We start from the raw sequence: 17113 nt of genomic DNA, 5'->3' as shown, positions 1-17113 counted from the left end.
CCGCGCCAATAGCGACTCGTGTGCACGCTCACCCTCGCCTGGCAGGTCTTCGACGAGGCCCCGGTGACGGTCGCCGCGAACCGTGACGAAGCGATCGACCGGGAGTCGATCCCGCCCGGCGTGTACGACGATGACCCGCTCACGATCGCGCCGCGGGACGCGGAAGCCGGCGGCACCTGGATCGGGTACAACGAGCACGGCGTCTTCGCCGGCGTCACGAACCGCTGGAACGACGCCGACCTCGCCGGCGAACGATCGCGGGGTCTGCTCGTGGCCGACGTCCTCGAATCCGAGTCGGCGGCCGAGGCGGCGACCGTCGTCGAGGAGACGACCGCGGAATACGAGTACGAGGGGTTCTACCTCGTCGTCGCCGACGCGTCTGACGCGCTCTGTTTCACGTGGGACGGCGACCTCGAGCGAACGCGCTTCGACCCCGGCGTCCACGTCGTCGTCAACGTCGCGGTCGACGACGACGCCGAGATTCCGCCGATCCGACAGGAACGGTCCCGCGAGCAGGCGGCGAACGCCCGACGCGTTCGGCGGGAACTCGCGGCCGAGGCGAACGAGACCGCCGCGGAGTGGCTCGATCGCGCCGGCGACGTGCTCGCCGACCACGAGTACGGCGTCTGCATCCACGAGAACGGGTACGGAACCCGATCGTCCTCACTGCTCGCGATCGGTACAGACACCCGGTACCTGTACGCGCCCGGCCCGCCCTGTGAGACCGACTACGAGCGGGTCGCTCCCGATCGGGCCGCGGGTGCCGTCGAGAGCGAAGGGCACATTTAAGCGGTTCGATCCATCTTATCCACACATGGACGGATTCCTGCCTGTCGCGTCGAACACGGAGGGGTGGTCCCCGTGAGCGTCGCTGCGATCGAAGCGGAGCTCTCCGCGGACGAGCGAGCGGGACTCGAACTGGTTCGCGAGACCGGTGGCATTCACCAGAGCGACTTCTGGAAGGAACTCGACGTCTCCTCGCGCAAGGGGAGTCGAATCGTCGAATCGCTCGTCGAGAAGGACCTCGTCGATCGGGAGGAGACGGTCTACGACGGGCACAACACCTATTACATCACGCCGACTGCCCGCGACCTCGATTTCACCCTCCTGATGGCCGGCGACATGCTCTCGCCGTTCATCGGCGAGGAGGAGGTCGATCCGAACAGCGACGCCTTCTCGCAGTGGATCATGAACCTCGCCTACGAGGAGTAAGGGCTCGTCGCGGGCGGCCTCGAGAACCCATTTTCGCCGATTTGTCGCGTCAGCCACCGTTCGATCGATCGCAACGGACTGTTCGGTGATCCGCCGACGAGATCGCTCACGGACGACGACCGATCGCTCCTTCACGCTTCGTCCGAGGCTCGCGCGCCGTGTACCTGAACGACGTGGGTGAACGTGACCAGGCCGAGTCCGCCGACGAAATTCCCCGCAGTCGAGACGAGGACCGTCTCGGTCAGCGCTCCGTAGCCGACCGCGGCGTCGAAGAGGAAGCCGAAAAAGACGTGGATCGCGGTGACGACGACGTGGTCGAACGGGCCGAGGGCGAGCAGGAAGCCGACGACGTAGGCCAGCGTAATGCGGCTCCCGATGCTGTTGACGGCTTCCAGAAGGTACGACAGCAAACTCACGAGCGCGCCCCCCACGATCGCACTCGCGAACATCGCTGTCATCGGCCGGTGGACGATCCCCTCGGCAGTACGCCCCAGCGCGTGCGCCGACCCGGAGGGAAGGACGCCGTCGACAGCGAAGACGAGTGCGAAGAGGAACCCGCCGACGAGGTTGAATACGAGGGTGACGGTCCACAGGCGAACGAGCGACGGGACCATCCACGCTCCGTCCTGATCGGCCGCTTTCGCGGCGGGAGCGACGAAGTTCTCGTTGAACAGTTCCGTCCGACCGACGACCAGAAAGACCACGCCGATGCCGAAAGTGAGGGCGCCCGCGACGTGCGCGACGTCGCCGAACTGCGGTTCGACCATCGCGTCGACGACCCCGAGCGCGGCGATGCCGAAAACGATCGTGAACCCCGCGATGAAGCTGGTTGCCGCGAGTTCGAGCAGTGATTGGTCGAGACGGCGTTCTCCCTCTTCGACCGCCCGGTCGAATATCTCGGCGGGACCTGGTGCGACTGGCACGGTTCGATTATCCGTCGCTGAGAAATAAGGGTCAGACATGAATACGCCGCGGCTCCGATGGCCACGTCTCCGGCCGACCGGACGCTAGCGAACGATCGCGCTCCCGTGACGGCGAGCGTGAGAGAACGCGCCGTCGACATGGAGGGTGCGGTGGCCGATACGGGAACGCGAGTTCCAGCGGTGGACGATCCTCGACGACGCTGTGTGGGCGTTACTCGTAGGGATCGAACCGTTCGATCAGCGCGAACGGGTCCCGTTCCCGGCTGTAGTAGGGGACGTCGCCGTCGATGACCTCGATCAGTCGCCGGTGGACTTCGCGAGCAGCACGTCCCTCGTCGGGGTCGAGATGGTGCAGGCCGCGCGTGTCGGTCCAGACGTTGCCGTCGAGCCAGAGTACGGTCTCGTCGTTGGACCGGTAGACGACGTCGCCCTCCTCGGTCAGTCCATCGATAGCAAGCTGGCTGCCGGAGCGCTGTGCCCGTGCGAGGACGGCGACGAGCTGTCGCCGCGACACCGGCGCGTGCAACGCGACGTCGTCGATCGTCCCGCCGAAGTACCCCTCGACGAGATCGCAGGATCGCGAGAAATCGACCTCGTGATCCTGTGCGATCTTCATGGAAATTCGGTGGAATATCCGCCGTGGGGACTGTCAGCAGTGGTAGTATAAAAAGTGTCTCCGGCCGGGATCGTCAGGCGTGGCGACCGATCGCCGACCGGAAGCGATGCCCACCGCCGGACTGGGACGGGGTCGATCGCGGTGGACCTGGGAAGCGCGCTGGCCGCCCGAATCAGGCGAGCGCGCTGGCCGCCCGGATCAGCCGTTGTTCGCCGAACGCGGGACCGACGAGTTGCAGACCGACCGGGAGACCGTCGGTCTCGCCTGCGGGAACGGAGATCGCGGGCAGGTCGGCGAGGTTGACCGGGACCGTGTTCGCGTCGGCGAGGTACATCTGCAGCGGGTCGTCCAGGCTCTCGCCGAGTTCGAACGGCGGCACCGGCATCGTAGGCGACGCGAGGACGTCGGCCTCCGAAAGCGCCTCGTCGAAGTCCTGCTTGACCCACGCGCGGGCGTCCTGGGCCTTCTTGTAGTACTTGTCGTGGTAGCCGGCCGAGAGCGCGTAGGTTCCCAGGAGGATGCGGCGCTTGACCTCGTCGCCGAACCCTTCCTCGCGGGTCCGGGCGAATGCCTCGTTCCAGTTCCCGTCGGCGTCGGCGTCGTGGCCGTACCGGACGCCGTCGAACCGGGCGAGGTTCGAGGACGCTTCCGACATCGCGATCACGTAGTAGGCCTCGACGGCGTGTTCGATCGAGGGGAGGCTGACCTCGTGGTACTCGGCTCCGCGGTCCTCGAGGTCGGCGATCGCGTCCCAGAACGCCTCGACGACGCCCTCGTGGGCCCCATCGAGCAGTTCGGTGGGGACGCCGATCTGCAGGCCGTCGACGTCGCCGGTGGCGTCGTCGGCGTAGGTTTCGTCCGCCTCGAGTGGCCCCTCGTGCGTCGTCGCGTCCCGATCGTCGCGCCCCGCGATCACGTCGAGCAACGCGGCGGCGTCCTCGACGGTGGTCGCGAAGGGGCCGATCTGCTCGAGACTGTTCCCGTAGGCGACCAGTCCGTAGCGCGAGACCAGTCCGTAGGTCGGTTTGATGCCGACGACGCCGCAGAACGCGGCGGGACAGCGGACCGAGCCGCCGGTGTCGGAGCCGAGCGCGAGGTCGGCCTCGCCGGCGGCGACGGCGGCCGCCGATCCGCCAGAAGAGCCGCCCGGAACGCGGCCCGGGGCGGCCGGGTTCTCGACCGAGCCGAAGTACGACGTCTCGTTCGTCGTTCCCATCCCGAACTCGTCCATGTTCGCCTTGCCGACGATCGTCCCGCCGGCGGCTTTCACCCGCTCGACGACGGTGGCGTCGTAAGGGGGGACGTAGTCCGCGAGCATCCGCGAGCCACAGGTGGTCCGGACGCCTTCGGTGGAGATGTTGTCCTTGACGGCGATCGTTTTCCCGGCCAGCGGGCCGTCGTCGTCGCCCTCGATCCGCTCCTCGGTGATGAAGATGTTCGACGACATGATCAGGAAACGTTCGGCCCCTTGAAGTAGCCGTCCTCCGTTTCGGACGCGTTCCGGAGCGCTTCCTCGGTGTCCAGCGAGTCGCGCTCCTCGTCCGGGCGCATCACGTTCGTCAGCGTGGTCTCGCGATCGACCTCCGGCACCTCGTCGAGCGTCTCGAAGTACTCGAGGATGTCCGCGAACTGCCCCGTGAACTGGTCGACCTCCTCGTCGGTGAGGTCGACGCGGGCGAGTTCCGCGACGTGGCGGACCTCCTCGGCACTGACGGCGTCGTCGCTCATACCAGATCCCACCGGCCTCCGGAGAGTAAGGGTTTCGATACCGTCGGGAGGGCGTCGGCGTCGAACCGCCGACCGTCGCCGGCCACAGTCCGACGTTCACCGGTGGGACGATCGAAGTAGTTAAGTGTCGACGAGTGATCATTCGGGGCTACGCCAAGAGCGTTCTCCAGCGAGCGTCCCGACCCAGTTTCAACACAATGACCGATTCTCCTATCCGAACGCGGAGCAGCGAGCGACGCCAGAGCGAGTCCGAATCGCACGGCGAGCGAGCGGACGAGCACGAACAGGTCGACGAGCGCGAGCAGTGTCCCGAGTGTGGCGGCCGACTGCTCTCGGACGCCGAACGCGCCGAGACCGTCTGCGACGACTGCGGCCTCGTCGTCGACGAGGGCGAGATCGATCGCGGGCCGGAGTGGCGCGCGTTCGACGCCGCCGAGAAGGACGAGAAGTCCCGCGTCGGCGCTCCCACGACGAACATGATGCACGATCAGGGGCTCTCGACGAACATCGGCTGGCAGGACAAGGACGCCTACGGGAAGTCCCTGAGTTCCCGCCAGCGCCAGAAGATGCAGCGGCTCCGCACCTGGAACGAGCGGTTCCGCACCCGCGACTCGAAAGAGCGCAACCTGAAGCAGGCGCTCGGCGAGATCGATCGGATGGCCTCGGCGCTCGGCCTTCCCGAGAACGTTCGCGAGACCGCCAGCGTCATCTACCGCCGCGCGCTCGAGGAGGACCTCCTCCCCGGCCGATCGATCGAGGGCGTCGCGACGGCCTCGCTGTACGCCGCGGCCCGCCAGGCCGGCACGCCGCGGAGCCTCGACGAAATCTCGGCCGTCAGTCGCGTCGGGAAAGACGAGGTCGCCCGAACGTATCGGTACGTGATCCGCGAACTCGGCCTCGAGGTGAAGCCGGCCGATCCGGAGAGCTACGTCCCCCGCTTCGCGAGCGACCTCGACCTCTCCGACGAGACGGAACGACGCGCGCGGGGCCTCCTGCAGACGGCCAAGGAACGCGGCGTCCACTCGGGGAAGTCGCCGGTCGGCCTCGCCGCCGCGGCGGTCTACGCCGGGGCGCTCCTGACGAACGAGAAGGTCACCCAGAACGACGTCAGCGAGGTCGCGAGCATTTCGGAGGTCACCATTCGCAACCGGTATCACGAACTGCTCGAGGCCGAAGAAGGCGCGCCCGCCTGAGTGCCCGTCCGATACCGAGAGTTTCAACGCTCTCTTACCCGGTTCTAATCCGACACTTACCGTCGAAGCGACCTGCTAATGGGTGCATATTGAAACCCTTCGAGGTGGGGGTGGCGAGTATGAACTGCGATAACTGTCGCGCGGACGAGGTCGCGTACACGCTCACGACCCACGTCGATGCCGACGGTGAGGACCCGATCGATCTGCACTTCTGTTCGACCGATTGCCTCCGCGTCTGGACGTAGTGTCGAGAGCCGCCTCGGGAGAAGCCGATTCCGTTACGGATCCTCCTCGTAGACGTCGGGGTTTTCTTCGCCGGCGACGTCGACGACGGCGAGTGCGCCCTTGTGGACGACGCGGCTGAGCGCGTGGTCGACGACCTTGACCGGGCCGGGGACGGGGAACTCCATCTCGCCGACGGTGGTCGTGCCGGGGGCGACCGGGGCCGTCTCGATGTTGGTATCCGGCTCGGAGAGCAGGTCCCCGTCGCGGTAGTAGTTGCTCCAGACGTTCCCGATCGGGTGGAGCGAACTCAGCAGGTTCGGCCCGCCGTTGGCGAAGTAGACCCGGGCGGTCTCGCCCGTGTTTGCCTCCATCGGCCCGAGACTGTCCTCGGTGAAGCCGTAGGCCTGACCGTTGAACACGACGTAGGTGGGGTTCTCGTCCACTATCGCGTCGAAGTCGAAGGAGTGGTGTCCCTCCTCGCCGACCTCGCCATCGGTGTAGATCTCGTGCTGGCCGAGGTAGTACTCGTTGTCGACCTCGGGGAGCCCCCCCTCGGGCTCGACGAGGATCGAGCCGAACATGCCGGCGCTGATGTGGTGGTCCATGCTCGGAACCGCACAGTGGTAGATGAACGCCCCGGCGTACTCGGCCGTGAAGGCGATCTCCGCGGCGTTGTCACCTGGACCGATCGTCGTCGCTTCGGCCCCGCCGCCCGGACCGTAGACGGCGTGGAAGTCCACGTTGTGCATGGCCATGTTGGAATCCTCCGGAACCTCGAACCGGAGGGTGACCCGATCGCCCCGGCGTACTCGGATCATCGGCCCGGGGACCTGCCCCTCGAAGGTCATGAAGTCGAACGTGACGCCGGGTTCGATCTCGGCGGTCACGTCCTGGGCCCGGATCGTGATCTCGTGCTCGCGGGGTTCGTCCCAGTCGACGGGGGCGGGGATATCAGTCGGATCCCGGGCGATCCGATCGGCGTCCACAGCCTTCGCCGCTGGCAGTCCCTCCTCGTCCTCGCTCTCGGTGCTGTTCTCCGAAGCGTCGGCGTCGTTGCCGAGACAGCCGGCGACCGCGACTGCGCCGGTTGCTCCGATCGCCTGCATGAACCGCCGTCGGTTTGCTGTGGTTTGGGTCATCGTGCTTCTCCTCGATTCTACGTACAGCTTGCAGACGTTCAGCACCCTCGGCGATTCCCTCGGAGAAGGAAAACCCCGGAACATGTTCGGCGACATGGCCACGGTGAGATACGAACGCGATCCGGCGGAGAACCGGTTTTGAAACCCCGTCGCGTATACTATTCGGTATGAGTTCGACGTCTCCCTCAGTGAGGACCGACGCGTCGTTGCTGCCGACGATCGACGTCGAGTCGACGCACCGCACCGTCAACGGGGTTCGGCTCCACGTCGTCGCGGCCGGTGACGAGACCGATCCGCTCGTCGTCTTGCTCCACGGGTTCCCCGAGTTCTGGTACGGCTGGCGCGCCCAGATCGAACCGCTGGTCGCGGCCGGCTACCGCGTCCTCGTGCCCGACCAGCGCGGGTACAACCTGAGCGAGAAACCGGCCGCCGTCCGGGCGTACCAGCAACGTGTCCTCGCGCGAGACGTCGTCGAACTCGTCGAATCCGAGGGGGCGACGTCGGCCCACGTCGTCGGCCACGACTGGGGCGGATCCGTCGCCTGGGAACTCGGCCTGTCCCATCCGGACGTCGTCGATCGGCTCGCGATCGTCAACGCGCCGCATCCGACGGCTTACCGCGTGCAACTCCGATCGAACCCGGAGCAGTTGCGGCGAAGCTGGTACGTGATGGCGTTTCAGCTCCCCTGGGTTCCGGAACTCGCCTGTCGGGTGACCGACTTCGGCGTTCTCGAGCGCGCGCTCCGCGAGACGTCCGCGACGGGGACGTTCACCGACGAGGAACTGGCTCACTACCGTCGCGCATGGGGGCAGGACGGTGCGATCACCGGGATGCTCAACTGGTACCGGGCGGCGGCCCGGTACCCGCCGCGTCCGTTACGGGAGCGCGTCACAGCGCCGACGCTCGTCGTCTGGGGCGAAGACGACACCGCACTCGTTCCAGAACTGGCCGTCGAGGGCCACCGGTACTGCGACGACGGTCGCCTCGAACTTCTGCCCGAGACGAGCCACTGGGTCCAGCACGAACGGCCGGAGCGGGTGGCCGATCTCCTGCTCGATCACCTGGGGGACGCGGACTAGTCGGCAGGCCGCCAGATGACGGTCACGACCTCCTCGTCCAGTTCGACGGTCTCGTAGGCGTATCCCCGGTCCTCGAGTTTCGGGTAGAGGAACTGCGGCGCGCGATCGTTGCGCTGGACCAGGACCGTCTCGGCGTCGAGGTCGGCGAGCGTCTCGAGCGTCTCCTTCAGCGGTTCCGGCGGCCCGAGCGTGCGGACGTCGATCACCTCGCGCGGGCGATCGGACGGCGCGTCGGTGCGGTCGATGACGGACGAAGGTGACTGCATACGTCCCAGTACGGGTTTGGCCGGCCTGTGTCTCGTCCCGGACGTGTTCGGGTCGGGTCCCGATCGGCGGGAGGGGTGCCGAGAGCAGGTCACCAATCCGGGCCGCGGGAGTCGATCCGACGCGCCGAACCAGTTCGGGAGCAAATCCGCATGCGTAGCGTGCGTCGACTCGATCGAACGTCACCGCGGCGCGGGCGGGCGCGGACCGCCGCGTCTCCCGTCCGTCGATCGGTCTCTCCCCGTCGGAGCCGACGTCCGGTGACCGAGTCACGAGTGCCATGATCGAATCCCACCCACGTCCCGAATCGGTCGATCGAGTCGCGTCCGTCCCGCTGGTCGCCGTCCTCGCCGTCGCCGACGCGCTCGTCGTGACGGCGTTCGTCGGCGTCGGCCTGTACAGCCACGGCCTGTTGCCGTGGGAATTCCCGGCCCACACCGTCCGCACCGCGACTCCGTTCGTGATCGGGTGGGCGATCGCGGCCACGCTGGTCGGCGCGTATCGCGGCCGGGTACTCGCATCGGTTCGGCGGACGATGGCCGTCGTCGGACTCGCGTGGATCGGCGCGTCGCTGCTGGGCGGCGCGATCCGCGCCACCTCGCTGTTTCCCGGCGGCGCGCCGCCGTCGTTCTTGCTCGTCAACGCGGCCCTCGGACTCGGGTTCGTCCTCCCGTGGCGGCTCGCGGTGACCGGCACCCTCCGCGGATGGCGGGGACGACGGTGACGGTCGATCGATCCGCCTGGTCGAGCGATCGGCGAGGGGAACGTGTTCGGCGCCACGGCTACCCGGCGCGTCGACGAGTATCGACCGTGGCATGAGTTCCTGCTCGCTCTGCGGGCTCCCGACGCCGGAGCCGCCGGTGACCGCGGCCGACGTCGAGGGGCGGTTCTGCTGTCGGGGCTGTCTCGAGGTGAGCGCGACCCTGGAAACCGTCGAGGACATCGATCGCGAGCGCGTCGTCGATCGAGCGGCCGAATCCGCCGATCGGGAGGTCCCCGACGGGGCGACGGAGACGTTCCTCGCGATCGACGGGATGCACTGTTCGACCTGCGAGGGGTTCGTCTCCCTGCTGGGCGAGGGCGAGGACGGAATTCTCACCGTCGAAGCGAGCTACGCGACCGACACCGCCCGCGTCGTCTACGATCCCGATCGGCTGGACGAGACCGACCTCCCCGACGTGCTCTCCGGCTACGGGTACGACGCGCGATTCCGCGACGGCGACGACCGCACGCGGGCCGACGAGGACCTCGTCGAGCGGCTGCTGGTCGGCGGCTTCCTCTCGATGCTCGTCATGCCGTGGTACCTGTTCTACCTCTATCCCAGCTACGTGGGGATCGAGACAGGCATCCTCTCGGTCGACGCGACGTCGCCGCTCGGGACCACCATTCCGTTCGCGATGATCGGGCTGTTCGCGAGCGGCGTGCTGTTCTACACCGGCTACCCCGTCCTGCGCGGCGCGTACGTCAGCCTGCGGGTCGGCCAGCCGAACATGGACCTGCTGATCTCGATCGCGGCGGTCTCGGCCTACGCCTACAGCACGGTCGCGCTCGCGACGGGCAGTACCCACCTCTACTACGACGTCACCGTCGCCGTGATCATGGTCGTCAGCCTCGGCACCTACTACGAGCGCCGGATCAAGCGCCGGGCGACCGATTTGCTCGCGGACGTAACCGCCGCGCAGGTCCGCGAGGCGACTCGCAGGCTCCCCGCTGGCGAGGGAACCGAGACGGTCCCGATCGATCGGCTCGCGGCGGGCGACGAGGTCGTCGTCAAACCCGGCGAGCGGATTCCCGTCGACGGTACGGTGATCGACGGGACGGCGGCCGTCGACGAGTCGGTGCTCACCGGCGAGTCCCTGCCGGCCACGAAGCGGCCCGGTGACCGGGTCGTCGGCGGCGCGATCGTGACCGACAGCGCGCTCGTCGTCGCGGTCGGCGAGGACGCCGAGAGCACGCTCGATCGCATCGCGACGCTGATGTGGGAGATCCAGAGCGCGACGCCGGGCGTCCAGCGACTGGCCGATCGCCTCGCGACGATCTTCGTCCCGTTCGTGCTGACGCTCGCGGTCGTCGTCACGGCCTGGCGACTCGCGACGGGGACGCCGATCGCGGACGCGGTACTGACCGGGCTGACCGTCCTCGTCGTCTCCTGTCCCTGCGCGATGGGGCTGGCGACGCCGCTGGCGGTCGCCTCCGGCCTCCGGGACGCGCTCGAACGCGGGGTCGTCGTCGCGAACGCGACCCTGTTCGAGTCGGCCCCGGCCGTCGAGACGATCGTCTTCGACAAGACCGGCACGCTGACCGCGGGCGAGATGACCGTGCGCGAGGTCCACGGCGAGGCCGACGCGATCGACTTCGCGGCGGCCGTCGAGCGCCGGTCCGAACACCCCGTCGCGGACGCGATCGTGGCCCACGCGACCGACGGCGCGGACGGCGATCGAATCGCGGTCGACGGCGGTCACCTCGATCGCGCGGCCGACGACGGGCGTTCCACGGCCGAAAACGCCCTCGACGTGGCCGACTTCGAGCGCCACCCCGGCGAGGGCGTTAGCGCGACGGTCGCGGGCGCAGGGTCCGGCGACGCCGCCGATTCCCGAGACGCCGATCGCGTCGTCGTCGGCACGCCAGCACTGGTCGAACGGCTCGTCGGACCGGTCCCGGACGATCTCGAAACCGTAGTCGCGGACGCTCGAGATCGGGGCCAACTACCGGTCGTCATCGGCTACGGCGGACGGGGACGGGCCGTCGCCGTCGTCGGCGATCGGACACGATCCGAGTGGCGATCGGTTCTGGAGTCGTTCGCCGATCGCGAGGTCGTCGTGCTGACCGGGGACGACGCGGCCGCGACGACGACCGTCCGCGAGCATCCGGCGGTCGATCGCGTCTTCGCCGGCGTTCCGCCCGACGGGAAGGTCGAGACCGTTCGACGGCTCTCCCGCGAGGGGGTGACGGCGATGGTCGGCGACGGGACGAACGACGCGCCGGCGCTGGCCGCGGCCGACGTCGGTATCGCGCTCGGGAGCGGGACGGCCCGCGCGACCGACGCCGCAGACGCGGTCGTAACTGCGAGCGACCTCCGCGCCGTCCGATCCGTGTTCGACCTCGCCGAGGGGACCCGGCGGCGCATCCGCGAGAACGTCGGCTGGGCGCTCCTGTACAACGCCGTCGCGATCCCGCTGGCCGCCGCGGGACTGATCAACCCCCTCTTTGCGGCCGTCGCGATGGCGACCAGCAGCGCCCTCGTCGTCCTCAACTCGTCGCGATCGGTCCTAGATGACGATCGGTGAGCGTTGTCCCTATTCGCCGTCAGCGAGCGCTGGCCGGGTCGCTGTCACGATCTGTCGTCTCGCGTACGAAAATGCAGTTCAGCGAGCGCTGAAGCCCTCCGAGGGCCACGACTCGTACTGAGACATGGTTTCGCGGACCCGCGCCCGCTATCTCGATCGCATCGGCCTCGACCCGGATCGACTCCCCGACGGCGAGCGAACGACCCTCGAGCGTCTGCAGCGAGCGCACGTCACGTCGGTACCGTTCGAGACGCTGGCCGTCGCCGGCGATCCGTTCGATCGGTTCGCGCCAGAGGGGATCTCGGTCGACCCCGATCGGCTCTACGAGAAACTCGTCGAACGGCGACGCGGCGGCTTCTGCTACGAACTCAACGGGCTCTTCGCCTGGCTACTCGACGGCCTCGGCTTCCAGGTCGGCGCCGTCGCTGCGCGGGTCGTCAGCGACGGCGAGCCGGGACTTCCCGCCGCTCACCGGAGCACGGTCGTTACGCTCGACGACGGCCGTCGATACGTCGTCGACGTCGGGATGGGGACGCCGACGATGCGCCGGCCGATCGCGCTGTCCGGAGACCGAGCGGAACGCATCGACGAGGCGGGCGTCGCGTGGCGCGTCGTCGAGCGCGATCGACCCGACGCGGACTACGCGACCCAGTACCGGGAGCCGGGCGACGACGAGTGGTCCGATCGCTATCTCTTCGCGACGACACCCCGCGATTCGGACTACTTCGCGGCGACCCGCGAGCACCTCGCGACGGCACCGGAGTCGCCGTTCACCGGCGAACCGGTCGTCTCGATCACGTCGTTCGCGGCGAGGGCCGCTACTCGACAGGAGTCCCGCTGGCTCGGCTGGCTACGATTCCGGGATCGACGACGCGTACCGCCGGTATCGCCGGATCGTGTCGCCGTCCTCGTCCTGCAACTCGACGACGAACTCCTGCTGGCCGACCACCTCCTCGAGGTCGTCCTCGCGTATCGTGAACTCGAACGGCGGGTCGTCGACGCGCTCGATTTCGCGATCGCCGCTCGTCACGACGACGTGGTCGATTCCCTCAGACTCGGAGAGGTGACAGTGGATCTCCCCGTCCGATCGGGTACACAGCAGGTCGGGGTTCACGTCCGATCCGGACCCGCCCTGTAGCGTCGTCTGGAAGTCGAGCGTCATCGGCCCGACGGGGAACGTCCCGAGGATCAGGACGATCGCCAGGAAGATCGAGAGGTTGATCTTCGAGCCCTGGCGGGCGATCGTCCGCAGGATCGGCGACTCGGCGCTTCGACGGAGGCGGATCACGAGCGGGACGACCACGGCGTGGGTCAGCGGCCCCCAGAGGATGAGGACGAACCCGTAGGACCGGGTGTACCGGAGGATCGTCCAGTCGATCCCGTAGGAGAGCACGAGGTTCGACGCCGACCAGCAGAAGAAGCCGAAAAAGAGCAGTCCGACGCTCTTGAGCAGCCGCCAGATCGGCGTGTTGGCGTAGTAGACGCTCAGGAGGTCCCGCCAGGCCTGGCCGAGGACGTGGCTGAGGAACTCGAGGGGCGATGCGGTCGCGTCGGCGTCTGAGTGTGTCATGAGTGGGAATCGGGCGAAGCGGATCGTGAGATCGATCGGAAACGGTTCGACGGGTCGATCAGGCGCCGATCGACCAGAGCTGTGTGAGCAGGTACCAGTTCAGCAGGTAGGTGATCACGAACGCGGCGAGGAAGATCAGACAGAGGACGAACGTGCCGCGCATCTCGTAGGCGTGGACGGGGTCGTCGGGGTCCTGTGCCATCCCGAGTCCTCCGTCGGCGATCAGATCTGCGTTGTCCCCGTTCTCGACCCGATCGCCGAAGACGAGCGAGCCGACCGCGACGAGGACGAAGAGGATCCCGCCGACGATCGCGAGCAGGGCGAAGATCCCGAAGATGGCGAACAGCGGCGACGCGGCCGAGAGGCTGAACTCGGTGCCGGGGATGTTCTCGACGACCTCGGCGGTTCGCCGCGGGATACCGTAGAGGATGCCGACGTACATCATCATCAGGACGGCGACGCCCATCGCGGCCGAGTAGAAGAACGGCTGGATCGACGCGAGCCGTTCGGAAACGTACTGGCGCATGAACATGGTCCGGATCACGAAGAAGGCGAGCCCCATGAACGCGACCGTCGTACCGAGAACGACCGTGGCGTGGAAGTGGCCCACCGTCGCGAACGTGTTGTGCCAGGTCATGTTGAGCTGGAGCTGCCCCATCATCACGCCGGTGGTTCCGCCGAGGAAGCCGAAGAGGATGATCGAGAAGATGGTCGAGGAGAACACCGGGTTCGACCACGGTGCCGACGTGAGCCAGCCGAAGAGGCCGCCGCCCTTGCCGCGCTTGCGGCGGCCGGCCTCGATCCCGGCCGGGATGGCGAACGCGTGGATGAGGCTCGCGAACGTCGCGCCGTAGAACGCGTAGGAGGTGTTCCAGATGCGCCACCCGGTCGAGACCGCGGGGTCGGACAGCAGGTGGTGGGCCGCCCCGAGGTTGATGAAGAACAGGTAGAGGATGAAGGCCGTCCGCGAGACCTTCTCGCTGACCACCTCCGCGCCGGCGACGACGTGGGTCAGGAAGTACCAGACCGCGATCATCGCCACCAGGTTGATCTGCTGGGTCCCGTGGCCGATGATCCAGTACATCTGGCGGTACCAGGCGGCGTCCCACCAGGCGATGTACTCCAGGCGCCACAGCATGGCCGGGACGAAGGCGAACAGGCCGCCGACCAGCGCCTCGACGGCGATGATCGACGTGACGAACGCGGCGAACGACACCAGCGGAAGCGTCTTTCCGGGGTTCTCGCGCTTTTCGCGCCACATCGTGACGAAGAAGGGCAGCGCCGCGATCACCGTGCCGACGATGAAGAGGCTCGCGGTCGCGTAGAACCACGGCGAGACGGGCATCGGCACGTACGCGGTCAGCAGCGGCGCCTCGTTGGGTGCCTCGGTGGTCCAGATGGAGTAGTTGACCCCGATGGCGCCGACGACCATGGTCAGCCAGCCCGCCGCCGCCACTTTCGTCCACGGTAAGCGCCGGCCCAGGACCATCGGACCGCCGACGTAGAGGATGGCGACTTCCATGAACACCATCCAGAAGATGAGCAGGTTCCACGCGTGGAGGCTGAGGTGCGTGTAGAAGGCGTCCGCCTCGAGCAGGCCGATCACCTCCCAGCGGGTCATCGCGACCGTGAGGGCGAAGATACCGCCGTACAGCAGGGCGACGACCGCCGTGAGCCCGAACAGTTTGACGAAGTTGTCGACGGAGCGGTGGACCTCGAGTCCCGTCACGGAACAGGTCCGGAAGCCGTCGTCGCGATACTCGTTGTCGAATAGGCCGAGAACGTCTAACGTGTGTGCCATTACTCACCCTCCTCCACGACGATCGTTCCGTGCATGGTCCTGTGACCCTGGCCGCAGAACTCGTTGCAGATGATGTGATAGGTGCCGGGTTCGTCGAACGTCATCGGGACGACCCACTCGTAGCCGGGAAGCACCTGCAGGTTGATCTGTTTGCTGAGCGCCTCCTCCGGCCGGAGCGAGAACCCGTGCTGGACGTCCATGGAACTGAGGTGGATGTCGTACTCGGTTCCGGCCTCGAGCACGACCGGCGCGCCGTCCCACTGGAACCGCATCGCGTTGATGTAGACGTCAGTTCCCGGCGGAACGAGGCCGTCCTCGGTCTCGGTGGCCTCCTCCTTGTAGGCGTCCATCTTCTCGCGGTACTCCTCGCTGTCGACGCGGTAGGTCTCGCCGATCGGGTTCTGGTCCCCGACCCGCGTCCAGGCGCTCATCCAGCCGAAGAGGATGAGCGACCAGCCGACGCCCAGGCCGAGCCAGATGGACTCTCGCCTGTCGACCGGTTGATCCCACCAGTTGCCGTCCGGGGGTTTGATCGGTGACGTCATCGAATCACCCCAGCGGAACGGAAAAGACGTCGATCCAGCCCCATCCGACGTACGACAGTGCGAAGAACGCGAGTGCTGCGGCCGCGAGTAGCCAGATCCGATCGTAGAGTCGTTGCATCACCGGTACCGGTTCACTCGGTTGTGACGGAGGCATAGTGCTGTTCGGACGGGATTCGTTGCGGTACTTGCATATCCATTGTCCCGAACGTATTCCCCCGGAACTGGCCGCCATAGCGGGCCGACCACGGCGATTCGGCTCGGCGTCACGAAAGCGCAATATCGAATCCGGCAGGTCGCCGGTGCGATCGGCGGAAAAGGGGGCAGAGAACCCGCGTCAGACCGCGGCGACGTACAGCTGGCCGAGTCCGGCGATCACCAGGACGCCCCCCGCGACGCGGACCACCCGATCGACGTAGCCCGCGATGCGACCGGCCCCGAGCGCGTACCCGAACGCCGTCGCGACCGTGACGGCGATCATGAGCGTCCCGAACCCGGCGGCGTACGTCCCGAGCACGAGCGCCGTCTCGAACGGCGGCATGGTGAGCGAGCGAAACGCCAGTCCCAGGAACACCGGAAGGACGCAGGCCGTCGCCGCGAGGGCGTACATCGCGCCGAAGAGGGCGAATCCCAGGACCGTCGATCGGCGCTCGGGCAGGAGGACGTGGACGGCGCCGCTCCCGCCGTACAGCACCCACAGGCCGAGGACGATCAGGGCGACGCCGACGCCGTACTCGAGCAGGGGGAGCGCCCGCTCGATCGTCTCGCCGGCGGCGATCGCGGCGATCGACAGGAGGCCGAGGACGCCCATCGCACCGACGGCCGCCGCGATCCCGCGAGCGAGCGTACCGGACAGCGGCGGAGTCGTCTCCTCGCCGGTCGCGGCGACGTAGTAGCCGACGTAGCCGGGCAACAGCGCGTACGCACACGGCGAGAAGAACGTCGCCACGCCGATACCGAGGGCGAACAGCATCGTCCCGAGGAGTTCGCCGCTCACCACGTCACTCACCCCCGGCCGCCTCGATGGCCGATCGTATTTCGTCGGCCGATTTCTTTCCCCGTCCGGACCAGGTCACGACGTTGTTCACGTCGAGGACGAACGCGTACGGCACGCCAGAGCCGTCGAGCGCTTCCGTCAGTTCGAGGTCGGGATCGAGCGCGACCGGCCAGTCGCCGTCGTGCTCGCGCCACCAGTCCGCGACGTCCTCGCGAGTGACGGTGTTCCCGATCGGTTCGCCGGTTACCGAGACGAACTGGACGTCCCCGTCGACGTCGTCGTGGACCGCACCGAGCGGGTCCATCATGTCCTGACAGACGTTGCACCAGGTGGCGAACAGTTCGACGAACGTCACCCGGCCGCGCTCGGGCACCGTCGCGGTGCCGGCCTCGCTCCCCGGCGCGTCGATCGTCTCGAGTTCGACCGGGTCGACGGCCGCGCCGCTCTCGAGGGGGTTCCACTCGCCGACGGTGATCGCGCCGCCGCCGAGGGCGGCGAGGCCGGCGGCTCCCGCGATGACCTCGCGACGGCGCATGG

18 protein-coding genes and 1 pseudogene are annotated in these 17113 nt (G+C 67.7%); 8 read left to right on the top strand and 11 right to left on the bottom strand.

What is annotated here, in order from left to right; all coding sequences use genetic code 11:
• Positions 1-18 precede the first annotated feature (18 nt).
• Positions 19-789 carry an NRDE family protein gene (locus AC6I6X_RS20085; protein ID WP_497932344.1) on the top strand — a complete coding sequence of 257 codons (771 nt, stop codon included), beginning with the start codon at positions 19-21 and terminating at the stop codon, positions 787-789.
• 72 nt (positions 790-861) lie between these two features.
• On the top strand, positions 862-1212 hold the full coding sequence (locus tag AC6I6X_RS20080) for a helix-turn-helix transcriptional regulator (RefSeq protein WP_497932343.1): 351 nt from the start codon (positions 862-864) through the stop codon (positions 1210-1212).
• Between the two features lie 131 nt (positions 1213-1343).
• Here AC6I6X_RS20080 and AC6I6X_RS20075 read toward each other — a convergent pair whose 3' ends face one another.
• The 4 genes from AC6I6X_RS20075 to gatC form a co-directional block, all read right to left on the bottom strand.
• Positions 1344-2135, bottom strand: a complete 792-nt coding sequence (locus AC6I6X_RS20075) for a formate/nitrite transporter family protein (protein ID WP_497932342.1) — start codon at positions 2133-2135, stop codon at positions 1344-1346.
• A gap of 211 nt (positions 2136-2346) precedes the next feature.
• Positions 2347-2751 carry a DUF8048 family protein gene (locus tag AC6I6X_RS20070; protein ID WP_497932341.1) on the bottom strand — a complete coding sequence of 135 codons (405 nt, stop codon included), beginning with the start codon at positions 2749-2751 and terminating at the stop codon, positions 2347-2349.
• Positions 2752-2923: 172 nt separating this feature from the next.
• Positions 2924-4198 carry an Asp-tRNA(Asn)/Glu-tRNA(Gln) amidotransferase subunit GatA gene (gene gatA / locus AC6I6X_RS20065; RefSeq protein ID WP_497932340.1) on the bottom strand — a complete coding sequence of 425 codons (1275 nt, stop codon included), beginning with the start codon at positions 4196-4198 and terminating at the stop codon, positions 2924-2926.
• Between the two features lie 2 nt (positions 4199-4200).
• Positions 4201-4479, bottom strand: coding sequence for an Asp-tRNA(Asn)/Glu-tRNA(Gln) amidotransferase subunit GatC (gatC, locus tag AC6I6X_RS20060; RefSeq protein ID WP_497932339.1), 279 nt, complete (start codon positions 4477-4479; stop codon positions 4201-4203).
• Between the two features lie 197 nt (positions 4480-4676).
• On the opposite strand from gatC, the gene AC6I6X_RS20055 reads away from it, so the two are divergent.
• Both AC6I6X_RS20055 and AC6I6X_RS20050 read left to right on the top strand, forming a co-directional pair.
• Entirely contained in the window at positions 4677-5672 is a 996-nt protein-coding gene (locus AC6I6X_RS20055; RefSeq protein ID WP_497932338.1) for a transcription initiation factor IIB, read from the top strand.
• 119 nt (positions 5673-5791) lie between these two features.
• Complete coding sequence (locus AC6I6X_RS20050; RefSeq protein WP_497932337.1) at positions 5792-5917, top strand: hypothetical protein; 126 nt, start codon at positions 5792-5794, stop codon at positions 5915-5917.
• Between the two features lie 33 nt (positions 5918-5950).
• Here AC6I6X_RS20050 and nirK read toward each other — a convergent pair whose 3' ends face one another.
• Positions 5951-7036 carry a copper-containing nitrite reductase gene (gene nirK / locus AC6I6X_RS20045; protein ID WP_497932336.1) on the bottom strand — a complete coding sequence of 362 codons (1086 nt, stop codon included), beginning with the start codon at positions 7034-7036 and terminating at the stop codon, positions 5951-5953.
• Positions 7037-7203: 167 nt separating this feature from the next.
• Between nirK and AC6I6X_RS20040 the strand changes: the two genes are divergently transcribed.
• Complete coding sequence (locus AC6I6X_RS20040) at positions 7204-8115, top strand: alpha/beta fold hydrolase (protein WP_497932335.1); 912 nt, start codon at positions 7204-7206, stop codon at positions 8113-8115.
• Here the strand turns inward: AC6I6X_RS20040 and AC6I6X_RS20035 are convergent.
• Positions 8112-8381, bottom strand: a complete 270-nt coding sequence (locus AC6I6X_RS20035; RefSeq protein ID WP_497932334.1) for a DUF2249 domain-containing protein — start codon at positions 8379-8381, stop codon at positions 8112-8114. The two genes, AC6I6X_RS20040 and AC6I6X_RS20035, sit on opposite strands and share 4 nt — an antisense overlap.
• 278 nt (positions 8382-8659) lie before the next feature.
• Between AC6I6X_RS20035 and AC6I6X_RS20030 the strand changes: the two genes are divergently transcribed.
• From AC6I6X_RS20030 to AC6I6X_RS20020, 3 genes and pseudogenes are all read left to right on the top strand, one after another.
• A complete protein-coding gene (locus AC6I6X_RS20030) occupies positions 8660-9103 on the top strand; it encodes a DUF3054 domain-containing protein (RefSeq protein ID WP_497932333.1) in 444 nt (147 codons plus the stop codon).
• A 91-nt stretch (positions 9104-9194) separates the two neighbouring features.
• Positions 9195-11666, top strand: coding sequence for a heavy metal translocating P-type ATPase (locus AC6I6X_RS20025; RefSeq protein WP_497932332.1), 2472 nt, complete (start codon positions 9195-9197; stop codon positions 11664-11666).
• A gap of 124 nt (positions 11667-11790) precedes the next feature.
• A pseudogene (locus tag AC6I6X_RS20020) lies at positions 11791-12471 on the top strand (arylamine N-acetyltransferase family protein); the annotation flags it as partial.
• 45 nt (positions 12472-12516) lie between these two features.
• Here AC6I6X_RS20020 and AC6I6X_RS20015 read toward each other — a convergent pair.
• The 5 genes from AC6I6X_RS20015 to AC6I6X_RS19995 all read right to left on the bottom strand — a co-directional run bounded on the left by AC6I6X_RS20015 (position 12517) and on the right by AC6I6X_RS19995 (position 17111).
• Positions 12517-13236, bottom strand: a complete 720-nt coding sequence (locus tag AC6I6X_RS20015) for a hypothetical protein (protein WP_497932331.1) — start codon at positions 13234-13236, stop codon at positions 12517-12519.
• 58 nt (positions 13237-13294) lie between these two features.
• Complete coding sequence (locus AC6I6X_RS20010; protein WP_497932330.1) at positions 13295-15037, bottom strand: cytochrome c oxidase subunit I; 1743 nt, start codon at positions 15035-15037, stop codon at positions 13295-13297.
• Positions 15037-15582 (bottom strand): cupredoxin domain-containing protein, encoded by a 546-nt coding sequence (locus AC6I6X_RS20005; protein ID WP_497932329.1) that lies wholly within the window; start codon positions 15580-15582, stop codon positions 15037-15039. The genes AC6I6X_RS20010 and AC6I6X_RS20005 overlap by 1 nt, the downstream gene beginning before the upstream one ends.
• 334 nt (positions 15583-15916) lie before the next feature.
• Positions 15917-16579 (bottom strand): cytochrome c biogenesis CcdA family protein, encoded by a 663-nt coding sequence (locus AC6I6X_RS20000; RefSeq protein WP_497932436.1) that lies wholly within the window; start codon positions 16577-16579, stop codon positions 15917-15919.
• A gap of 1 nt (position 16580) precedes the next feature.
• Complete coding sequence (locus AC6I6X_RS19995; RefSeq protein WP_497932328.1) at positions 16581-17111, bottom strand: TlpA family protein disulfide reductase; 531 nt, start codon at positions 17109-17111, stop codon at positions 16581-16583.
• Positions 17112-17113: the final 2 nt, after the last annotated feature.

It is taken from the genome of Halosolutus sp. YCN4 (assembly GCF_059736495.1).
Note: the sequence above shows the minus strand (reverse complement) of the source record. Positions and strands in the feature narration are given on the sequence as shown.